Source organism: Acinetobacter sp. 789_lipA (assembly GCF_058242845.1).
In genome coordinates, this window is sequence record NZ_JBZAYS010000001.1 from 2,471,752 (window position 1) to 2,490,737 (window position 18,986).

Annotated in this window: 13 protein-coding genes and 1 pseudogene; 5 read left to right on the forward strand and 9 right to left on the reverse strand. The window is 41.8% G+C overall.

Going from position 1 to position 18,986, the window contains the following annotated elements; genetic code table 11:
* Positions 1–191 precede the first annotated feature (191 nt).
* Positions 192–3,947 (reverse strand): trifunctional transcriptional regulator/proline dehydrogenase/L-glutamate gamma-semialdehyde dehydrogenase, encoded by a 3,756-nt coding sequence (putA, locus tag AC4CUZ_RS12025; RefSeq protein WP_490747641.1) that lies wholly within the window; start codon positions 3,945–3,947, stop codon positions 192–194.
* Between the two features lie 117 nt (positions 3,948–4,064).
* On the opposite strand from putA, the gene AC4CUZ_RS12030 reads away from it, so the two are divergent.
* Positions 4,065–4,559, forward strand: coding sequence for an Lrp/AsnC ligand binding domain-containing protein (locus tag AC4CUZ_RS12030; protein ID WP_004696989.1), 495 nt, complete (start codon positions 4,065–4,067; stop codon positions 4,557–4,559).
* Positions 4,560–4,620: 61 nt separating this feature from the next.
* Here AC4CUZ_RS12030 and putP read toward each other — a convergent pair whose 3' ends face one another.
* Positions 4,621–6,144, reverse strand: coding sequence for a sodium/proline symporter PutP (gene putP / locus AC4CUZ_RS12035; RefSeq protein WP_490747642.1), 1,524 nt, complete (start codon positions 6,142–6,144; stop codon positions 4,621–4,623).
* 1,121 nt (positions 6,145–7,265) lie between these two features.
* On the opposite strand from putP, the gene AC4CUZ_RS12040 reads away from it, so the two are divergent.
* The 4 genes and pseudogenes from AC4CUZ_RS12040 to AC4CUZ_RS12055 all read left to right on the forward strand — a co-directional run bounded on the left by AC4CUZ_RS12040 (position 7,266) and on the right by AC4CUZ_RS12055 (position 13,417).
* The gene (locus AC4CUZ_RS12040) at positions 7,266–7,631 is read left to right on the forward strand and encodes a hypothetical protein (protein ID WP_078388842.1); all 366 of its coding nucleotides are present in this window, start codon (positions 7,266–7,268) and stop codon (positions 7,629–7,631) included.
* Between the two features lie 140 nt (positions 7,632–7,771).
* Positions 7,772–11,230 (forward strand): transcription-repair coupling factor, encoded by a 3,459-nt coding sequence (gene mfd / locus AC4CUZ_RS12045; RefSeq protein ID WP_490748069.1) that lies wholly within the window; start codon positions 7,772–7,774, stop codon positions 11,228–11,230.
* A 231-nt stretch (positions 11,231–11,461) separates the two neighbouring features.
* The gene (locus AC4CUZ_RS12050) at positions 11,462–11,896 is read left to right on the forward strand and encodes an HIT domain-containing protein (RefSeq protein ID WP_490747643.1); all 435 of its coding nucleotides are present in this window, start codon (positions 11,462–11,464) and stop codon (positions 11,894–11,896) included.
* Between the two features lie 58 nt (positions 11,897–11,954).
* Positions 11,955–13,417: pseudogene (locus AC4CUZ_RS12055) on the forward strand (adenylate/guanylate cyclase domain-containing protein).
* Positions 13,418–13,495: 78 nt separating this feature from the next.
* Here AC4CUZ_RS12055 and fdx read toward each other — a convergent pair.
* From fdx to AC4CUZ_RS12090, 7 genes are all read right to left on the reverse strand, one after another.
* Positions 13,496–13,834, reverse strand: a complete 339-nt coding sequence (gene fdx / locus AC4CUZ_RS12060; protein WP_004697000.1) for an ISC system 2Fe-2S type ferredoxin — start codon at positions 13,832–13,834, stop codon at positions 13,496–13,498.
* 16 nt (positions 13,835–13,850) lie between these two features.
* Positions 13,851–15,710 carry a Fe-S protein assembly chaperone HscA gene (hscA, locus tag AC4CUZ_RS12065; protein WP_279691704.1) on the reverse strand — a complete coding sequence of 620 codons (1,860 nt, stop codon included), beginning with the start codon at positions 15,708–15,710 and terminating at the stop codon, positions 13,851–13,853.
* 37 nt (positions 15,711–15,747) lie between these two features.
* Positions 15,748–16,263, reverse strand: coding sequence for a Fe-S protein assembly co-chaperone HscB (hscB, locus tag AC4CUZ_RS12070; RefSeq protein ID WP_004697004.1), 516 nt, complete (start codon positions 16,261–16,263; stop codon positions 15,748–15,750).
* A 119-nt stretch (positions 16,264–16,382) separates the two neighbouring features.
* Positions 16,383–16,703: an iron-sulfur cluster assembly protein IscA gene (gene iscA / locus AC4CUZ_RS12075; protein ID WP_004697006.1), complete on the reverse strand. Its 321-nt coding sequence runs from the start codon at positions 16,701–16,703 to the stop codon at positions 16,383–16,385.
* Positions 16,704–16,739: 36 nt separating this feature from the next.
* Positions 16,740–17,126: a Fe-S cluster assembly scaffold IscU gene (gene iscU / locus AC4CUZ_RS12080; protein ID WP_004697007.1), complete on the reverse strand. Its 387-nt coding sequence runs from the start codon at positions 17,124–17,126 to the stop codon at positions 16,740–16,742.
* A gap of 104 nt (positions 17,127–17,230) precedes the next feature.
* On the reverse strand, positions 17,231–18,448 hold the full coding sequence (locus tag AC4CUZ_RS12085) for an IscS subfamily cysteine desulfurase (protein ID WP_058869682.1): 1,218 nt from the start codon (positions 18,446–18,448) through the stop codon (positions 17,231–17,233).
* A gap of 1 nt (position 18,449) precedes the next feature.
* Positions 18,450–18,923: an Rrf2 family transcriptional regulator gene (locus AC4CUZ_RS12090; protein ID WP_004697011.1), complete on the reverse strand. Its 474-nt coding sequence runs from the start codon at positions 18,921–18,923 to the stop codon at positions 18,450–18,452.
* Positions 18,924–18,986: the final 63 nt, after the last annotated feature.

An 18,986-nucleotide genomic window follows, 5' to 3' on the forward strand; every position in this document is an offset into this window, starting at 1 on the left:
AAAAGCGTGGGGTTTATTCATGCTACAAGTGGTTTGATGCTGTGCTACATCGGAAATTTTCGAGCAGATTAAGTCAAACCGAGTCGCATAAAAAATGCCAAGTAAACAGACCAGGAGATGTTGACTTGGCAATAGAGGAAACATAGTAATAAACCTGCAGTCCTGATGAGGACTGCAGGTTTAAATTGGGCTTAGTTCAAAGTCATGAGACTTGCATTACCACCAGCAGCTGCAGTGTTTACACTGATAGCGCGCTCAATCACAAAGCGTTCTAAAGGAATGGCAGTTTGTGATGGGCTAAGATGAGTAATACCCACAATCGCACCTTGACGCTCAGCAATCTGCTGTTGCAACGCTAAAAGCTGCGCCGTTGTACCATGGTGCAATACCGCATCAAAAGCATCAGTTTTGATGTCTTTGATGACATGGAACGCTTGAGCCAATGCTTTAGGCATGCTTGGTATGTGTTTTAACACAAAGCTGTTATCTGCAAGCACTGCTGGACGGCTACCGACTGCAAAAATCGCATTCAACTGTTGTAACTGATCCGCTTCTTGTTCTGCTAATGACAACACTGCATGACGCGGAATTACCATGTATTGGTTACTTTCACCTGTTGGACCTTGCAGCTCGTAATGATGGCCTGAACAGAAGTTCTCAATTTTTGCCAATTTTACTGCTGGGAAGGTTTTAGCTGCCCACTCAAGGAACAATGCAGAGTTGCTGAACTCGACTTGAGGGTTTAAGTCAGCACCTGTTGCAAATGGTTTATTTAACTTTTTCGCAGAACAGTTTTGCATTAGGCGATATAGATAAATTGGACCGCCCGCTTTAGGGCCTGTACCTGATAAACCTTCGCCACCAAAAGGTTGTACACCGACAACTGCACCCACGATGTTACGGTTGATGTAGAGGTTACCTACTTCAGCATGGGTCATTACAGTTTGAATGGTCTCATCAATACGGGTATGTAGACCCATCGTCAGGCCATAGCCTTTGCTGTTGATGTGCTCAAGTAATTGTTTGGGTGAACCTTGGTTAAAGCGAATCACGTGCAGCACAGGACCAAACACTTCGCGCTCTAAATCATTGAGATTTGGCAGTTCAATCAATGTTGGTGTAATGAACGTTCCTGCATTTATCTCAGTGTCTTGAGCATCATTACGCATCAATTGGTGTACGCGATGACCTTTTTGGCGCATTTTGTCGATGTGCTTTTGAATGTTTTCTTGCGCTTCAGCATCAATTACAGGACCAATATCTGTTTTAAGTAGATATGGGTTGCCCACTTGAAGTTGCTGCATTGCACCTTTAAGCATTTGAATCACAGCATCGGCATTGTCTTCTTGTACACACAGTACGCGAAGAGCAGAACAACGTTGACCTGCGCTGTCATAAGCTGAGCTGACGACATCAAGTACAACTTGCTCAGTCAGTGCTGATGAGTCAACGATCATGGCATTTTGACCGCCTGTTTCAGCAATCAGTGGAATGCTTTCACCATTTTTGCTTAGACGCTTCGCCACAGTTTTTTGCAAAATCTTGGCAACTTCAGTTGAACCTGTGAACATGATGCCTTGAACTTGCTCGGCTGCACTGAGTTGTGCACCCACAGTTTCACCGCGACCCGGCATCAGCTGTACAGCAGCTTGAGGCACACCTGCTTGCCATAAGATTTGAATTGCTTGCGCTGCGATCAATGGCGTTTGTTCAGCTGGTTTAGCAATCACTGTATTACCCGCAACCAACGCAGCAGCAACCTGACCTGTGAAGATGGCCAATGGGAAGTTCCATGGGCTAATGCATAGCATAGTGCCTAAAGGCTCAACTTCTGCGTTTGCATCTAGATCAATCATTTGCGTTGCGTAGTAGCGTAAGAAATCTACAGCTTCACGAACTTCTGCAATGGCATTGGCATACGTTTTACCACTTTCACGACAAAGTAAAACCATCAGTTCTTCTAAGCGAGCTTCCATTAAGTCAGCAGCGCGAAGTAGGTAACTCGCACGGGTGTCTTTAGCCGTACGTGCCCAAATATCTTGAACAGCCTGCGCATTGTTTAATGCTTGCTCAACTTGTTCGGTTGTTGCTTCTTGTACATAACCCACAACATCTGTGTGACGTGCTGGGTTGATAATGCTTTGCGGAGCAACGGCGTCATTGGTCTGAATGTGCTCACCCATTGGTGCAGCAGACCATTGGTGCTTAGCAAACTGTTGAGCTGTTTGGTTCAGTTGAGCTAATGCAGAGTCATTTGCAAGGTCTAAACCTTTGGAGTTTGCACGTAGCTGCCCATAAAGCTCAGCAGGAAGTGGAATCGAAAGGTGCTTTTGACCCACGATATTTTCACGTTTTGCACTGCTTAAAATGGTTTGAGTTGGGTTTTCAATCAAATCATCAATTGCGAGTGACTTGTCTGCAATACGGTTGACAAAAGAGGTGTTTGCACCATTTTCAAGTAAACGACGTACAAGATAAGCCAATAGTGTTTCATGGTTGCCCACTGGCGCATAAATACGGCACGGTACACCCAACTTTTTATCTTGCTTTTCACCGACCACTTGTTCATACAGTGGCTCGCCCATGCCGTGTAAGCATTGGAACTCATACTGACCCACATAGTATTTCTCTGGGTTGGCCATTTCATAAATGGTCGCCAAGGTTTGCGCATTGTGCGTTGCAAACTGTGGGTAGATTTGTTCTGGTGCAGCCAATAATTTCTTCGCACAAGCGATATACGACAAGTCTGTATGTACTTTACGGGTAAATACAGGGTAGTCGGTCATCCCTTCGATTTGTGCTTTCTTGATTTCGCTGTCCCAGTACGCGCCTTTCACTAAACGAATCATTAAGCGTTTTTCGCTACGTTTAGCCAAGTCTACGATGTAGTCAACCACGTAGAAACAACGTTTTTGATATGCTTGGATAACGAAACCAATGCCTTTCCAGTCTTTGAGTTCTGGTTCAAAGCATAGGCGTTCAAGCATTTCTAAAGAAATTTCTAAACGCTCAGATTCTTCTGCATCGATATTTAAACCGATGTTGTAGCCGCGTGCTAATTTAGCAAGGGTAAAGACTTTGCCGTACAACTCTTCATGCATACGTGCAACTTGTGCGCGTTGGTAGCGAGGGTGTAGAGCAGATAATTTAATTGAAATACCTGGACCGTCGTAAACATCTTTGTCTTTTGACGCTTGACCAATGGCATGAATGGCATCGGTATAGTCTTTCATATAACGATCAGCATCATGATCGGTCAATGCTGCTTCACCCAACATGTCGTATGAATAACGGAAGCCTTTTTCTTCAAGACGTTCAGCGTGTTGTAATGCTTCACCAATGGTTTCGCCAGTCACAAACTGTTCGCCCATCATACGCATAGCCACATCAACTGCTTTACGGATGATGCCACGACCACTACGTGCCAATAAGCCTGTTAAAGTGCCTGATAAGCTATTTTGCTTTGGTGTTTCCATGAGCTTGCCAGTCAACATGAGGCCCCATGCAGCCGCATTGACAAACATCAGGTTACTTTGACCAACGTGTTCTTTCCAGTTGCCTTGGTTGATTTTGTCTTTAATCAATAGGTCACGTGTCGCCATGTCTGGAATACGAAGCAATGCTTCAGCTAAACACATCAGCGCGATGCCTTCTTGAGAAGACAGTGCAAATTCTTGTAAGAGACCCTGTACAATACCTGCTTTACCGCTGCCGCTTTTACGTTCACGTAAAGTATGAGCCAAATCAAAAGCAAGTTCATGAATGCGTTGATTCATCTCGTCAGAGATTTTGCTGTGGTCTAATAAGTTTTGAACACAGTCAGTTTCGGCACGTCGCCAAGCGGTATTGATTTCAACTTCAAGCTCACTTTTTTCTTTGAATTCGGTAATATATTCAAATTGAGTTTGAGCGTCGTTGAAATGCGTATTGCTTTCCATCATATTCATGCCTACATCCTGTGCATACAATAATGTGTTGAGAGATCTATAGTAATTAATTTATGATTACAGAAAGAATGCCGAATAACTCACTATAATTTGTATGCTATTTAGAGATTAATTCAGATGACGAGCCCAATTTTTAGCTTGGACCGAACAGATATCAAAATATTGGATATTCTTCAAAGAGATGGAAAAATATCGAATATTAAACTTGCCGAAGAGGTGAACTTATCAGCGACGGCTGCTTTGGCTCGAGTACAGAAATTAACCAAGGAGGGTTTTATTCTGAGTTATGAAGCACGCTTAAATCCAAACATGCTTAATGCCAGTTTTGTGGTTTTTGTGGAGATCCTTTTGGATAAAACCACGCCACATGTCTTGGAAGATTTTCGCCATGCCGTGCTACAGCATGATGAAATTGTGGAGTGTCATATGACCAGTGGAGGCTTTGATTTTGTGGTGAAGATTCGCTGTGCCAGTATGGATGAGTTCCGAAAAATCTCAGGTCAAGTATTGTGGCAACTGCCGGGCGTTAAAGAAACGCGCAGTTATCCCGTGATGGAAGTCATCAAAGAAAGTTCACGTATTCAACTCAAATACAAACCTTTGTCGAAATAATTGAGTACATGAGATGCAAAAAAGGGGCTTAAAAGCCCCTTTTTTTGATCTACACGTTCAATTAACGTTGTGTAGATTCTTCTTTCATTTCAGCCATCGCTTGTTTGTACATACTGTCTGCTTGTTCAAAGCGTTGTACCACTTCAGCTTCAGGAGCTTTACCCATTAAGCTTACCACTACAATGCTGATCCAAGAGAAGATGAAGCCTGGAATAATTTCATATAGACCTAAGTGTCCTAATGCATTTTTCCACACAATCACGGTTACCGCGCCAACAATAATACCTGCAATAGCACCATTCAAGGTCATGCGCTTCCAGAACAAAGACAAGATAATCAGTGGACCAAATGCCGCACCAAAACCTGCCCATGCATAAGCTACAAGGCCTAGAACTTTACTGTCAGGGTTGCTTGCTAAACAAATTGCAAGAACAGCAACAGCAATAACCATGAAGCGACCCACCCAAACTAATTCTTTTTGAGAAGCGGTTTTACGGATGAAGGCTTTGTACATGTCTTCTGTCAATGTTGTAGAACAAACCAATAGCTGACAGCTTAATGTACTCATCACCGCAGCTAAAATTGCAGCTAAAATGATACCCGCAATCCAAGGGTTGAATAAGAGTTTAGTCAGTTCCATGAACACAGTTTCAGGGTTTTGAGAAACCACAGCCGCCAGTTCAGGGTGTTGTTGGAAGTACGCGATGGCAATAAAACCAGCACCTACCGCACCACCTAGACATAAAATCATCCATGTCATACCAATGCGACGCGCAGCAGGAATCGTTTTCACAGAATCCGCAGCCATGAAGCGCACTAAAATGTGTGGCTGACCAAAATAGCCTAAGCCCCATGCCAATGATGACAGGATGGCAACAGTGCTGAGTTCAGAAACAATATGCATCGCTTGTGGGCGAGCCGTTTCAAGTAAGACTGTGAACTGTGCAGCATTACCATCAATCGCAAGGTAAGTCATGATTGGGGTAAGCAGCAGAGCAAAAATCATTAGACCTGCTTGGAAGGTGTCTGTCCAGCTAATTGCAAGGAAGCCGCCGATACATACATAACTGATGGTTGCAATTGCGCTAATCCAAAGAGCAGTGGTGTAGTCCCAGCCAAAAATGCTTTCAAATAAACGTGAGCCAGCGACCATGCCTGAAGCACAGTAAATCGCGAAGAATACTAAAATAACGATCGCTGAGATCATACGCAAGATACGTTTACGATCTGCGAAACGACCTGTGAAATAATCAGGCAGGGTTAGGGCATTGTTTTGGACTTCAGTATGTACACGTAAACGCCCTGCAACCAATAACCAGTTGAGCCATGCACCAACGATTAGACCTACAGCAATCCACGCTTCAGACAAACCAGACAAATAAATTGCGCCCGGTAAGCCCATCAGTAACCAGCCACTCATGTCTGATGCACCTGCAGAAAGCGCAGTAACCACACTTCCTAAACTACGACCACCTAAGATGTAATCATCAAAGTTGTTTGTGGACTTGTATGCATACAAACCGATGCCAACCATGGCAATGATATAAACTAAAAATGTGACGAGGGTGGGGTTAATTTGACTCATAGGCATTCCTTGGCAAAATCCGACTTGGGAGATTTTTTAATCGCTTTGTTTGAGACGGCGATTCAAGCATAAAAATAAAATTACACTCTGTAACAGTTGTGATGTGTTTTTGTATGCTTTGTGTAATTATTAATTGTTTTTTAAAATTAAACAATAAGTTGTTGAAAATATGTTATTTATTGGTCAATTATTATTCTTTTCTATAGGGTAAATGAGATTCTAAGCTTTTATTTCGTAAAATCAGCAAGCTAGTTATAATTTATGATTTTTTATTGCTTACGAAAAATTACATTACCTGCAGAGTAGGCGCATTTCCATATAAAATGTTTCATTTATGAAATGTATTTACAGTCATGAAATAGGTGAAAAAGACGAATATTTCACCATTAACCTAATTCTGTTAGGGCGTTTTTGCTTTGAGAGCATTGGAAAACTTTCAAATTTCTAATTAGAAAATAGGAATTCAATGGCATTTTCTGCTTGCTTTGGCACAAGTGAAAATAGAGTCGGTATAAATTAACTGCACATTTGGCAAAATCTCTCCTGAAATTGTGCAGACCATTGCGGTGGTATGTGATCAATTGAGCCAAACTATTGAAGGTTAGACATACGCTTTTCCCTATAGATGTCTATCAAGATAGAGCGGGCACCACAAATTAATATGAATAGCAACGAAGTGTTGACCAATTTTGCATTAAAGCATGTATTCCTTTCTTAAGGTAAATACGAGGTTATTCATCCAAATGACCTTGTCAATAAATCTCAATCGACCAATGATGTTTATCCAACGCCGCTGCGTTTAGCAATTTATTAATGGTATTGCAGCCTTAAATACCAAATATATTCAAGCCAATGAACACCTATGCTTGGATGTAGTCATGCGTAGTATTGGGGCAAGGGTTACTTACTCGGGAACCGTTAGGTCGCATTTTTTATTTGAAAATTTGGTTACTGAGGTGACGACGAAGGTTGTACCTTTAGCATAAGTTCGCTAAGACATTTATAACTATATATAGGTATAAAAGTAGTTAATGCGCTGCTTTTATACTTTTAAGCCAATCCGTGCTAACAAAAGGTAGCAGTTAGAACTACAATAAGCCTGAGTGAGGAACCATGATTAGATGTCTATGCTGAGTAAATTGAGCCAATTATTTAAATTAAAGAAAGATGCGCCAGAACAACTATTTTTGCAGCAGCATCAGATTGAATATGATGATGAAAAAGGCTTTATCATTGAAGGTATTGTACTAAATGCTATACATGCTGAACGTTTGGTCTATTTTTCAAATCGTAGAATTAGTCAGTTTGATGACCTCAATGCACTTTTTTATAGTGCTATGTTAATCAATGAAAAGATCGACTTGGAAATTGCCAATGAGCGATTTGTTGTACGTTTAGGCAATAATCTAGAAAACTTAATTGAGTTAAAGCGAATGATTAAGCTACTCAATGACTATTATTACCAGTTTATACGTGACAAAAAATAAGTCTTTTAAAAATCATAAATTTGAGTTGTAAAAAGGACTTAGCGCTAGATTGATGATGTTGTTGTCGTGAAAAATAACATGCAGCGTGAGGACATCATGCTAGTATATGACGCATGTTTTTAAACGCTAAAGCCATGTCCATGCTCCAAGAAGAAATCTCCCAACTGAATGTGCAACAACTAAAAGCAGGCGAAAAACGTTGGCTGGGAAATTTGCTCGGCTCTTCAGCTGCATTATTCATTCAAACGTTAAGTTCACAAAATAAAAAGCTCTTTGTGGTTGTGGCAAAAAATAATCAACACTTAGCACAACTCGAAAGTGAATTTGAATTTTACGGTATTCGACCGACCATTTTCCCAGACTGGGAAATTCTGCCTTATGACCGTTTATCTCCTCATCAAGATATTGTGTCTGAGCGTCTCGCAATTTTATCCAATATGCCGCAAACAGGCGTCTTACTGATTTCGGCTTCGACCTTGGTGCAGCGTGTAGCGCCGACGTCGTGGGTGTTGGGAGAACACTTTGATATTCACGTTGGTCAAAAGTTTGAATTGGAACAGCAAAAGAAGCGTTTGATTCAAGCAGGCTATCATTTGGTCGACACAGTATATGACCATGGTGAATTTGCGGTTCGGGGTAGCATTATGGATATCTATGCCTCAGGTCAAGCTGCACCAATTCGCATAGACCTGTTTGATGATGAAATTGAAACCCTCAAATTTTTTGATCCTGAAACACAGCGTACTACGCAAAACTTAAAACAGTTTTCCGTATTGCCCGCTAAAGAGTTTCCGCTGAAAGAGGCTCGCAGCATATTTCGTGATCGCTATGCAGAAATGTTTCCGACGGCAAATCCAAAGAAAAATCCAATTTATCAGGATGTGTTAGAAGGAATTGCATCGCCAGGGATTGAGTTCTATTTCCCACTATTTTTCAGTGCAGCGCAGATGGAAACCCAAAGTACACTGCTTTCGTATCTACCAAGTCATTCCATTGTCATTACAGATAAGCAGGTTGATGATGGTTTAGATAGTTTTTGGAAAGAAATCGATCGACGTTATGAAGACCGCCGCCATAATGTTGACCAGCCAATTTTAGCCCCTAACCATCTTTTTATTTCGACCAATCAAGTTTTAGAACAGCTCAATACCTTTCCCCGTATTATTGCCTCAGTCGAGGCTTTTGATCTAAAAGCGGGTGTGACCAATTTAAACACCGTACTTCCACCACGTTTAGCGGTCGATCCTAAAAATGAAAAGCCCTTTCATGCGGTTAAACAGTATATTGATGCTGCTAACCATTCAGTATTACTGGTTGCTGAAAGTGCGGGGCGTCGTGAAACTTTAAAAGATGCCTTACGTGCGACATTGGGAGAGATTCCTAATGTTGAGAATTTTGCTGAATTTCAAAAATCCTTACATGCCATTGCAATTACCAGTGCGCCATTAGAGCGTGGTTTGGTATTAAAAGACAGCATTAGCATCATTTCTGAAAATCAGTTGTATGAGCATCGCGTTGTACAGCGCCGTCGTAAACGCCAGCAAGAGGTTTCAGAAGAGTTTCTCATCCGCAGTTTGACTGAACTGAGTATGGGCGCTCCGGTGGTGCATATTGACTATGGTGTGGGGCGTTATGCGGGCTTAGTTACTTTAAGCATTGATGGTCAAGACTATGAGTTCTTGCAGCTCGATTATGCCGATGCGGCCAAAGTTTATGTTCCTGTCACCAATTTACATTTGATCAGCCGTTATAGTGGCGGCGATCCAGACTTAGCACCCTTGCATAAGTTGGGTACTGATGCTTGGAGCAAAGCAAAGCGTAAAGCATTAGAGCAAATCCATGATGTAGCAGCGGAGTTGTTGCATATCCAAGCCCGTCGTCAAGCCAAACCAGGCTTTGGTTTTGAGTTAGATCAAGGTCAATATATGCAGTTTGCCAGTGGCTTTGCCTATGAAGAAACACTCGATCAAGCCAATGCGATTGAGGCAACTTTGTATGATATGCAATTGGCTAAACCGATGGATCGCTTGGTTTGTGGTGATGTGGGCTTTGGTAAAACCGAAGTTGCGATGCGCGCAGCATTTTTAGCGGTACAGAACAATAAACAAGTGGCTGTTTTGGTGCCGACGACGTTGCTGGCTCAACAGCATTATGAGTCGTTTAAAGATCGTTTTGCAGACTGGCCTATTCGTATCGAAGTTTTATCACGTTTTGGCAGCAGTAAATCACATACGAAAACGATTGAAGACTTAGCTGAGGGCAAAGTCGACATCGTGATTGGTACGCATAAAATTCTACAAGAAAGTGTCCAGTTTAAAGACTTAGGCTTGATGATTGTGGATGAAGAACACCGCTTCGGTGTACGTGACAAAGAGCGGATTAAAGCAATGCGTGCAGATGTGGATATGTTGACTCTGACTGCAACTCCAATTCCACGGACTCTAAACATGGCCTTTAGTGGCATGCGTGATCTATCCATTATTGCTACACCACCTGCACGACGTTTAGCGGTAAAAACGTTTGTGCAAGAACATACGGGTGATTCAGTTAAAGAAGCCATCTTGCGTGAGTTACTGCGTGGTGGCCAAGTTTATTTCTTGCATAATGAGGTCGAAACCATTGAGCGTGCAGCGGAGAGTCTTCGAGAGTTGGTCCCTGAGGCACGTGTGGCTGTTGCACATGGTCAAATGCGTGAACGCGAGTTAGAACAAGTCATGCAGCAGTTCTACCATAAAGAATATAACGTGCTGGTCTGCTCAACCATTATTGAAACAGGGATTGATGTTCCGAATGCCAATACCATTTTAATTGAGCGGGCAGATAAGCTGGGTTTAGCGCAGTTGCATCAACTACGTGGGCGTGTAGGGCGCTCGCATCACCAAGCTTATGCCTATCTGTTGGTGCCATCCATCAAAGGATTAAAAGGTGATGCTGAAAAACGTCTGGATGCGATTCAGCGGGCATCGACATTAGGTGCGGGCTTTATGTTAGCGACGGAAGACTTAGAAATTCGCGGAGCGGGTGAGCTACTTGGCGAGCAACAAAGTGGTTCAATGCAAGCCATTGGCTATAGCTTATATATGGAGATGCTCGAAAAGGCGACCAAAGCCATTCAAAAGGGCAAAACCCCAAATTTCGATGCGCCACTCTCACTGACCGCAGAAATCAATTTACATATGCCGGCCTTGATTCCAGATGAATATCTGGGAGATGTCCATCAGCGTTTATTGTTCTATAAGCGTATTAGTAATACGGACAGTCAGGAAAAACTCGATAACATTCGTATGGAGTTGATTGACCGTTTTGGGATACCACCACAACCTGTAAAGCAGCTTTTTGCTGTACATCAGATGCGTTTGAAAGCAGAAATACTGGGCATTACCAAGGTGGATATTTCTGCCAATGGGGGGGTGATTGAATTCTCACCTGATACTCCTGTTCAAGCTATTAGTATTATTCAGATGATGCAAAAACATCCGACCTTTTTTAGGATGGAGGGTGGTCAGCGCTTAAAGGTCATGGTGATGCTAGAGGAATATGAAAAACGGATTCAATTTATCAATGACTTATTGGAAAGTTTGTTGAAAGAGTTGCATTAAAATTTAGCTTTAATTTGCCGTGATTTCATACAGATATCAGGTTTTTCTTGCGGACTTGCGCTATAAAAAGAAAGACTTGATTTTTTGATGAAATTTATTAGAGTAATAAATGTGATGTGGTTCAAAGTAAAACGTAGTTTATTTGTGTTGAAACACATTGCTTACAATATTCACCTCTGATTGGATGTGATAGTATTAGCCATTATTCTAATTTGCATCATTTATAAAGATATGTTTAGTTTGCATCCACAACTTGCTCAAGATACGTTTTTTGTAGGCGACTTTCCACTTTCAACATGTCGCTTAATGAATGATATGCAATTCCCGTGGCTAATTTTAATTCCACGCGTGCCAGGCATCACTGAGTTATATGAGCTCAGTCAAGCCGACCAAGAACAGTTTTTACGTGAGTCAAGCTGGTTATCAAGCCAATTGGCTCGTGTATTCCGTGCTGACAAAATGAATGTTGCTGCTTTAGGTAATATGGTTCCGCAGCTCCATTTTCACCATGTTGTACGTTATCAAAACGACGTCGCATGGCCAAAACCAGTTTGGGGTACACCCGCTGTTGCTTATAGCAATGAAGTGCTTGCGCATATGCGTCAAACTCTAATGCTTGCACTACGTGGCCAAGGTGATATGCCATTCGATTGGTGTATGGACTAATACACGTGAGAAATCAAATCAGGGATGATTTGATCGTGTGCATAATGGGGAACGAGCAGTGCCATTAGATCATTGGTTATCTAAAGAGCCCAAACAATTTGTGTATTTCCATCGTGCGATGGGATATGGCATGCTGTCTTTAATAACCATCGTCTATCATTATACGATGGCAGATACCAAATATCAGATTTACGTGCCGCTGCTGTTGCTCATTGTATTATTGATCACCCCCCATTTTCAAGGTGGTTAGGTTATCGCTTCAATAATACGATGCAACGCGGTGTGATGTTTGTTATAGATATTGTCATTACAGCGATCATTTTAGCCGCTGTACATCTCAGTATCGTACTCACATTTTTAACCATTTTTGCTATGCTTTATACGGCTATTAGCAATAAAATTTCTTTTTTGATGGTGTCTTTGGCCAGCCTGATTGGGGTGGTTGTCTTTTATATCTCTATTATCTTTGTCTTTGGTTTTAGTGAGTATTTCGAGGCTACTAGTACCGAACTGATCGTATTGGGCTTTTTGTGCCTCACCACTTATTTTGGCGTGGGTAGCTATTATCAGCGCAACCAAATGCAAGACATATACCGCCGCAAAAATCACTATTTTGATCAGATGAACCGTTATATGGAGTTTGCCAATCAACTGAGTCGCTATGCACCGGTTCAATTGTGGCAATCGATCATGAAAGGTGAATCTGAAGCGAAAATTGAATACAAACGTAAAAAACTGACAGTTTTCTTTTCAGATATTCAGGGTTTTACCGAGCTTTCTGAAAGCCTAATTCCGGATGATTTAGCATTCCTACTCAATGATTATTTAAAACACATGACCGAGATTGCGAAGCAATATGAAGGTACTGTTGATAAATTCATGGGCGACGCAATTTTAGTGTTCTTTGGTGACCCTAATTCCGAAGGTGTGGAGCGTGATGCTCAAAACTGTTTGGAAATGGCTATGGCGATGCGTCAGCAAATGAAAATCCTGCGCGAGCGTTGGGTGAAAATGGGTTATCCACCATTGCATATTCGTATGGGGATTTCTACAGGGTATTGTCACGTAGGGAACTATGGCGCATCACACCGTATGGCCTATACCATTGTTGGTCGTGATGCAAACCTTGCTGCACGTTTACAAAGTGCAGCGCAAGTGGATGAAATCTTAATTTCGGACGATACACATAATTTAGTAAAAAATGATTATCTTTGTGCACCGAAAGCGCCAATTTTCCTTAAGGGAATTAAAGGTGCTGTAAAGACGTGGCAAGTCGTTGAAAAATATACCTCGCAAAAATCAGACTATCAACGCTGGTTTGATTATGAATATAAAGGGTTTCATTTACTGCTGAACTTAGATGAAGTGCAGAATTTTGAATATCCGCAGTTGATTCAAGTCTTAGAAAAAATGATTCAACGCATTCAAACCCAACAAAAGATGACCAATTCACAAGGTATCGTCAAACTCAATCTTGAAGATGAAGTAATAGAGCCTGTTCAGAAAAATGAATATCATTAACTTGATGGTGTGAGATACAAAAGTAAGAAGCGTAAAAAAGCCACTACAATGAGTGGCTTTTTTACGCTTTGAAAAAAATTAGTGATTTTCAGACGCGTGGTTAATCGTGTATTTAGGAATTTCAACTTCTAAGTCTTCATCCACTAACTTTACTTGGCAAGACAAACGAGAGTCGGGTTCTAAGCCCCAAGCACGATCCAGTAGATCAGCTTCAACATCATTCATTTCTTCTAAACTGTCAAAGCCTTTACGTACCACAACGTGGCAAGTTGTACATGCAGCGGACATATCGCACGCATGTTCAATTTTGATTCCATTTTTCAGTAAGCTTTCACAAAGATTCGCATTCTGTTCAACTTCAAACTCAGCACCTTCTGGGCAGATTTGCGCATGTGGGAGAACTTTAATACGTGGCATAGTCTTTACCTATAAATTAGTTTGAGTTTGACCAGTCGTCGAGTTTTGTGCCTTTCAGCGCTGCATCGATATGCTGATTCATACGTGCTGCTGCAAAAGCATCACTGTATATTTTAAGCTGTTCAACAGCAGATTCAATTGCTTTGATTTCTGTTGTTTCAAGTGTTGCTTCTAATGAAGTTTTGGCCGCATTTAATGCAACTTGTTGTTCACTCGTGAGCAGGTGAGCATCCACTTTTAGGGCTTGCTCTAAAGCTTCGAGTTCGCGTTTTGCTTCAACTTTGGTTTCTTGTAAGTGACGAAGATTTTTATCTTCTTCAGCAAACTTGTAACCATCGAGCAGTAAGCGTTCCATATCGCTATCAGCCAAACCATATGATGGTTTGATATCAATTTGTGCATGTACGCCAGAGGTTGTTTCTTTAGCTGAAACCGTCAGTAGGCCATCGGCATCCACTTGGAAGGTCACTTCAATACGCGCTTGACCCGCAGTCATTGGTGGAATGCCGCGAAGGACAAAACGACCTAAGCTACGGCAATGCTCAACCAAATCACGCTCACCTTGAACCACATGAATCAGCATCGCGGTTTGGCCATCTTGGTAGGTGGTGAACTCTTGGCGACGTGCAACTGGGATTGCGGTATTACGTGAAATAAGGCGCTCAACCAAGCCGCCCATGGTTTCCAGACCGAGAGAAAGCGGAGTTACATCAAGCAGTAATGCGCCATCGGCTGTGTTTCCAATCAACTGATTGGCTGTAATCGATGCACCAATAGCAACAACTTCATCTGGGTTGATGGTACATAATGGCTCTTGAGCAAACACATCGCGTACAGCGTTTTGTACAGCATAAGAGCGAGTTGAGCCACCGACCAAAACTACGTTTTGAATGTCGTTGAGTTCGAGTTTGGCATCGCGGAGGACACGTTTGCAGACACTAATCGTTTTATCTAAAGCAACTTTGATAATGCTTTCAAATGTCGCACGATCAAGCGTTAAGCTGTGCTCTAGGACGTGTAAATGAACGCTTTCTACATCAGTTAAAGCTTCTTTGGCTTTACGTGCAGCAACTAAAACGTGTGCATATTCAGTGTCATCGAATTGGTCGATATTGAGTTCTTTTTTCGCCCATTTTACGATTAAACGGTCAAGATCATCACCACCTAATGCGGTATGGCCACCCGTTGCTAACACTTCAAACACGCCTTGTGAAAAGCGTAAAATTGAAACGTCAAAGGTACCGCCACCCAAGTCATAAATCACATAGTTGTGATCATGCGCAAGATTGGTTTCTTGGTCCAGGCCATACGCAACCGCAGCAGCAGTAGGCTCATTTAAAAGACGCAATACGTTTAAACCAGCAAGTTGTGCGGCATCACGTGTCGCTTGACGCTGAGCTTCATCGAAGTATGCAGGAACGGTAATTACTGCACCATTGACTTCATTTTTTAAGCTCGCTTCAGCACGATCTTTCAGTTGCTTTAAAATTTCAGCGGACACTTCAACAGGGGTTTTGCGGCCCTGAGCAGTTTCAAAAGCAGGCATTTGATTATCTTCACCCACTAAAGTGTAGGGGTGTTGAAACTTAATGTCGGCTTTAGAGCGCCCCATAAAACGTTTGACTGAAACGATGGTATTTTTAGGGTCAGCAGTCAAAAATGGTTTTGCTTCGTCGCCATATTGGGTTTGGCTTACACCATAATGCGCGATCGATGGGAGTAAGACACGACCTTGTTCATCATGCAAAACTTTTGCCTTGCCTGAGAGTACGGTTGCAACTAGAGAGTGAGTTGTACCTAAGTCGATACCAATGGCAATACGGTGTTCATGTGGCGCACTTGATTGTCCTGGTTCTGCAATTTGCAAGAGAGCCATGTGTTACATCCTTTGAGCGTCAAAAATTAAAAATAAGTTAAAATTCATCATCTAAATCAAAGCTATCGTCATCTTCAAAACGATCTTCAGCTTTATCTATGTCATGCATGACTTTTACAAAGAAGCGAAGTTTGCGGACATCATCACGTGCCTCAGCCCAATCTTCCTCTTCAAAATCAATTTTGAATTCGCGGACTAAACCATCAATCCATTGTTGAACGTCTAATTTGAGTGATTGTAATTCATCTGCTGAACGTGCTTCATCAAGTTGTTCACGGATTTCTAAGGCAGACTGGAGAAATTCAAAATCATTGATGGATTGATCAAGATGATAATCTTGTTTTTTTAATCCTAATAAATATCCTGCACGGCTATCAACCTGAGATAAAACTTTGAATGCTTGATTGATCTCACTTGATTTTATGAGGGCTTGATCTTTATCGAGAGCTTTATCTGGGTGATATTGTTGCTGCAACTTTAAAAATTCTGATTTTAAGGTTGCTAAATCAATATCGAGTGCTACTGGGAGGTTAAACAACTCAAAATGATTCATAGGAGAGGGATTCCGCGCTAAATTGGGGGTCATTGCGAAAGCAAAAACACTCTATGTAAATGCAATTAAAACAGTGTGATACACACTGTTTTAATGTTGAAAAGCAAGTTAATGAACTGTTATACGGTGAAAGATTCACCACAGCCACATTCGCCTTTTTTGTTTGGGTTGTTAAACTCAAAGCCTTCGTTTAAACCATTTTTCACGTAGTCCATCTCCATACCATCGAGATAAACCAAGCTTTTTGGGTCTACAAATACTTTCACCCCAAACTGCTCAAAGGTAGTGTCATGTGCATCAATTGAATCGACAAATTCAAGCACATAAGCCAAACCAGAACAGCCTGAAGTTTTCACGCCAACGCGAATACCTTCACCCTTACCGCGATTTTTTAAATAATTGCTGATATGAGTTGCAGCATTTTCAGTTAAGTTGATCATGAAAACTCCCTAATCTTTCTTTAAAATGCGAAGCAATTAAGCTTTAGATTTTTTGCTGCGGTAGTCTTCAACAGCAGCTTTAATAGCATCTTCAGCCAGTACAGAACAGTGTACTTTTACTGGAGGAAGAGCAAGTTCAGTTGCGATATCAATGTTTTTGATCGCTTGAGCTTGATCTAAAGTTTTGCCTTTTAGCCATTCAGTCACTAAAGAGCTAGATGCAATAGCAGAACCACAACCATAAGTTTTGAAACGTGCTTCTTCAATCACACCGTTGTCATCTACTTGAATCTGTAAACGCATAACATCGCCACATGCAGGTGCTCCAACCATACCTGTACCTACGTTTTCAGCATTTTTGTCTAATACACCTACATTACGAGGGTTTTCGTAATGATCAATTACTTTTTCGCTATAAGCCATGATGCGTCTCCAAACCTCGGGGTCAGCGTTAATATTAAATATGGGGTCAAAACTTGATTTTTCAATGAAGCCCTCCAGTATGTGGATGACTTCAATAGGAAAAATTAGTGTTCAGCCCACTCAACTGTAGAAAGGTCGATACCGTCTTTGTACATGTCCCAAAGTGGAGAAAGTTCACGAAGTTTCTCGACCGCAGAACGCGTCACTGTAAGTACATGGTCAATGTCTGCTTCAGTGGTGTATTTACCAAAACTGAAACGAATTGAACTGTGCGCAAGTTCGTCAGACAAACCTAGTGCACGTAATACATAAGAAGGTTCTAATGTTGCTGAAGTACAAGCTGAACCCGAAGATACAGCAGCGTCTTTCAATGACATCATTAACGATTCACCTTCAACAAAGTTGAAACTTACGTTTAAGTAGTTCGCAACGTTTTGTGTTGGGTGGCCGTTTAAGAAAATTTGTTCTAAGTCTTGTAAGCCATTCCAAAGCTTGTCACGAAGTACGCGAATGCGTGCTTGTTCAGAAGCTAAGTTTTTACCTGCAAGTTCAAATGCTTCACCCATACCAACGATTTGGTGTGTTGCAAGTGTACCAGAACGCATACCGCGTTCATGACCACCACCATGCATTTGCGCTTTTAAACGAACACGTGGAGTACGACGTACATAGAGTGCGCCAATACCTTTAGGGCCATAAATTTTATGAGCAGAGAAGCTCATAAGGTCAACTTTCATGGTTGAAAGGTCAATTTCAACTTTACCTGCAGCTTGCGCCGCATCGACATGGAAGAAGATCTTGTGTGCACGAGTAATTTCACCAATTGCCGCAACATCAGTCACAGTGCCAATTTCGTTGTTCACCATCATAAGTGAAACAAGAATAGTGTCTGGACGAATAGCTGCTTCAACCATTTCAGGGGTAATTAAACCCGTGTTTGGAAGTGGCTCAAGGTAAGTGATTTCAAAACCTTCAGACTCAAGCTCACGGCAAGTGTCTAAAATAGCTTTGTGTTCAATTTTACTTGTAATAATGTGCTTGCCTTTAGACGCATAGAATTGTGCTACTCCTTTAAGAGCTAAGTTGTCTGATTCAGTTGCACCTGAAGTCCAAACGATTTCGCGTGGATCTGCTTTGATCAAGTTCGCAACTTGTTCACGTGCATATTCGACTTTTTCTTCTGCCTGCCAACCGTAAGCATGAGAACGAGATGCTGGGTTGCCAAATGTGCCGTCAAATGTCAGACATTCCATCATGCGTTCAGCGACTTGCGGGTCTACAGGAGTTGTTGCTGCATAATCAAGATAAATTGGACGTTTCATGTCAAATACCTGTTACCGATAAAAGGGCTGAATCTGAAGGTGCTGTATTTTGGCGAATGGCAACTTTTTGAACGTTGTCACGTGCTACAAGGTCAGCAAGAGTGATTTTAGCGAGATAGTCGGCAATGTGATGGGAGAGTTCTTGCCATAAATCGTGAGTTAAGCACATTGCGCCATTTTGGCAGTTGCCTTTGTGGTCACAGCGAGTGGCATCAACTGTTTCGTTTACAGCTTCAATAACTGCTAATACCGTGATTTCATCAGCGCGACGAGCTAAGTGGTAACCACCGTTGGCACCACGAATACTAGAAACTAAGCCGTGGCGCTTTAATTTCGCAAATAACTGTTCAAGATAAGCAACAGAGATAGTTTGACGAGCTGCAATTTCTGCAAGCGTGATCGTTTGTTCAGTTGGCTGCAAAGCTAAATCAAGTAGAGCAGTCACTGCGTAGCGTCCGCGAGTTGTTAAGCGCATGATTCGATACACATGATTAGACTAGATGTGCCGATTTTAAGAATCCTGACTAAAATAGTCAAG

Coding starts and splice junctions, on each gene's coding strand:
- putA (WP_490747641.1), bottom strand. CDS start 3,947: ATGAATATGATGGAAAGCAATACGCATTTCAACGACGCTCAAACTCAA.
- AC4CUZ_RS12030 (WP_004696989.1), top strand. CDS start 4,065: ATGACGAGCCCAATTTTTAGCTTGGACCGAACAGATATCAAAATATTG.
- putP (WP_490747642.1), bottom strand. CDS start 6,144: ATGAGTCAAATTAACCCCACCCTCGTCACATTTTTAGTTTATATCATT.
- AC4CUZ_RS12040 (WP_078388842.1), top strand. CDS start 7,266: ATGTCTATGCTGAGTAAATTGAGCCAATTATTTAAATTAAAGAAAGAT.
- mfd (WP_490748069.1), top strand. CDS start 7,772: ATGCTCCAAGAAGAAATCTCCCAACTGAATGTGCAACAACTAAAAGCA.
- AC4CUZ_RS12050 (WP_490747643.1), top strand. CDS start 11,462: ATGTTTAGTTTGCATCCACAACTTGCTCAAGATACGTTTTTTGTAGGC.
- fdx (WP_004697000.1), bottom strand. CDS start 13,834: ATGCCACGTATTAAAGTTCTCCCACATGCGCAAATCTGCCCAGAAGGT.
- hscA (WP_279691704.1), bottom strand. CDS start 15,710: ATGGCTCTCTTGCAAATTGCAGAACCAGGACAATCAAGTGCGCCACAT.
- hscB (WP_004697004.1), bottom strand. CDS start 16,263: ATGAATCATTTTGAGTTGTTTAACCTCCCAGTAGCACTCGATATTGAT.
- iscA (WP_004697006.1), bottom strand. CDS start 16,703: ATGATCAACTTAACTGAAAATGCTGCAACTCATATCAGCAATTATTTA.
- iscU (WP_004697007.1), bottom strand. CDS start 17,126: ATGGCTTATAGCGAAAAAGTAATTGATCATTACGAAAACCCTCGTAAT.
- AC4CUZ_RS12085 (WP_058869682.1), bottom strand. CDS start 18,448: ATGAAACGTCCAATTTATCTTGATTATGCAGCAACAACTCCTGTAGAC.
- AC4CUZ_RS12090 (WP_004697011.1), bottom strand. CDS start 18,923: ATGCGCTTAACAACTCGCGGACGCTACGCAGTGACTGCTCTACTTGAT.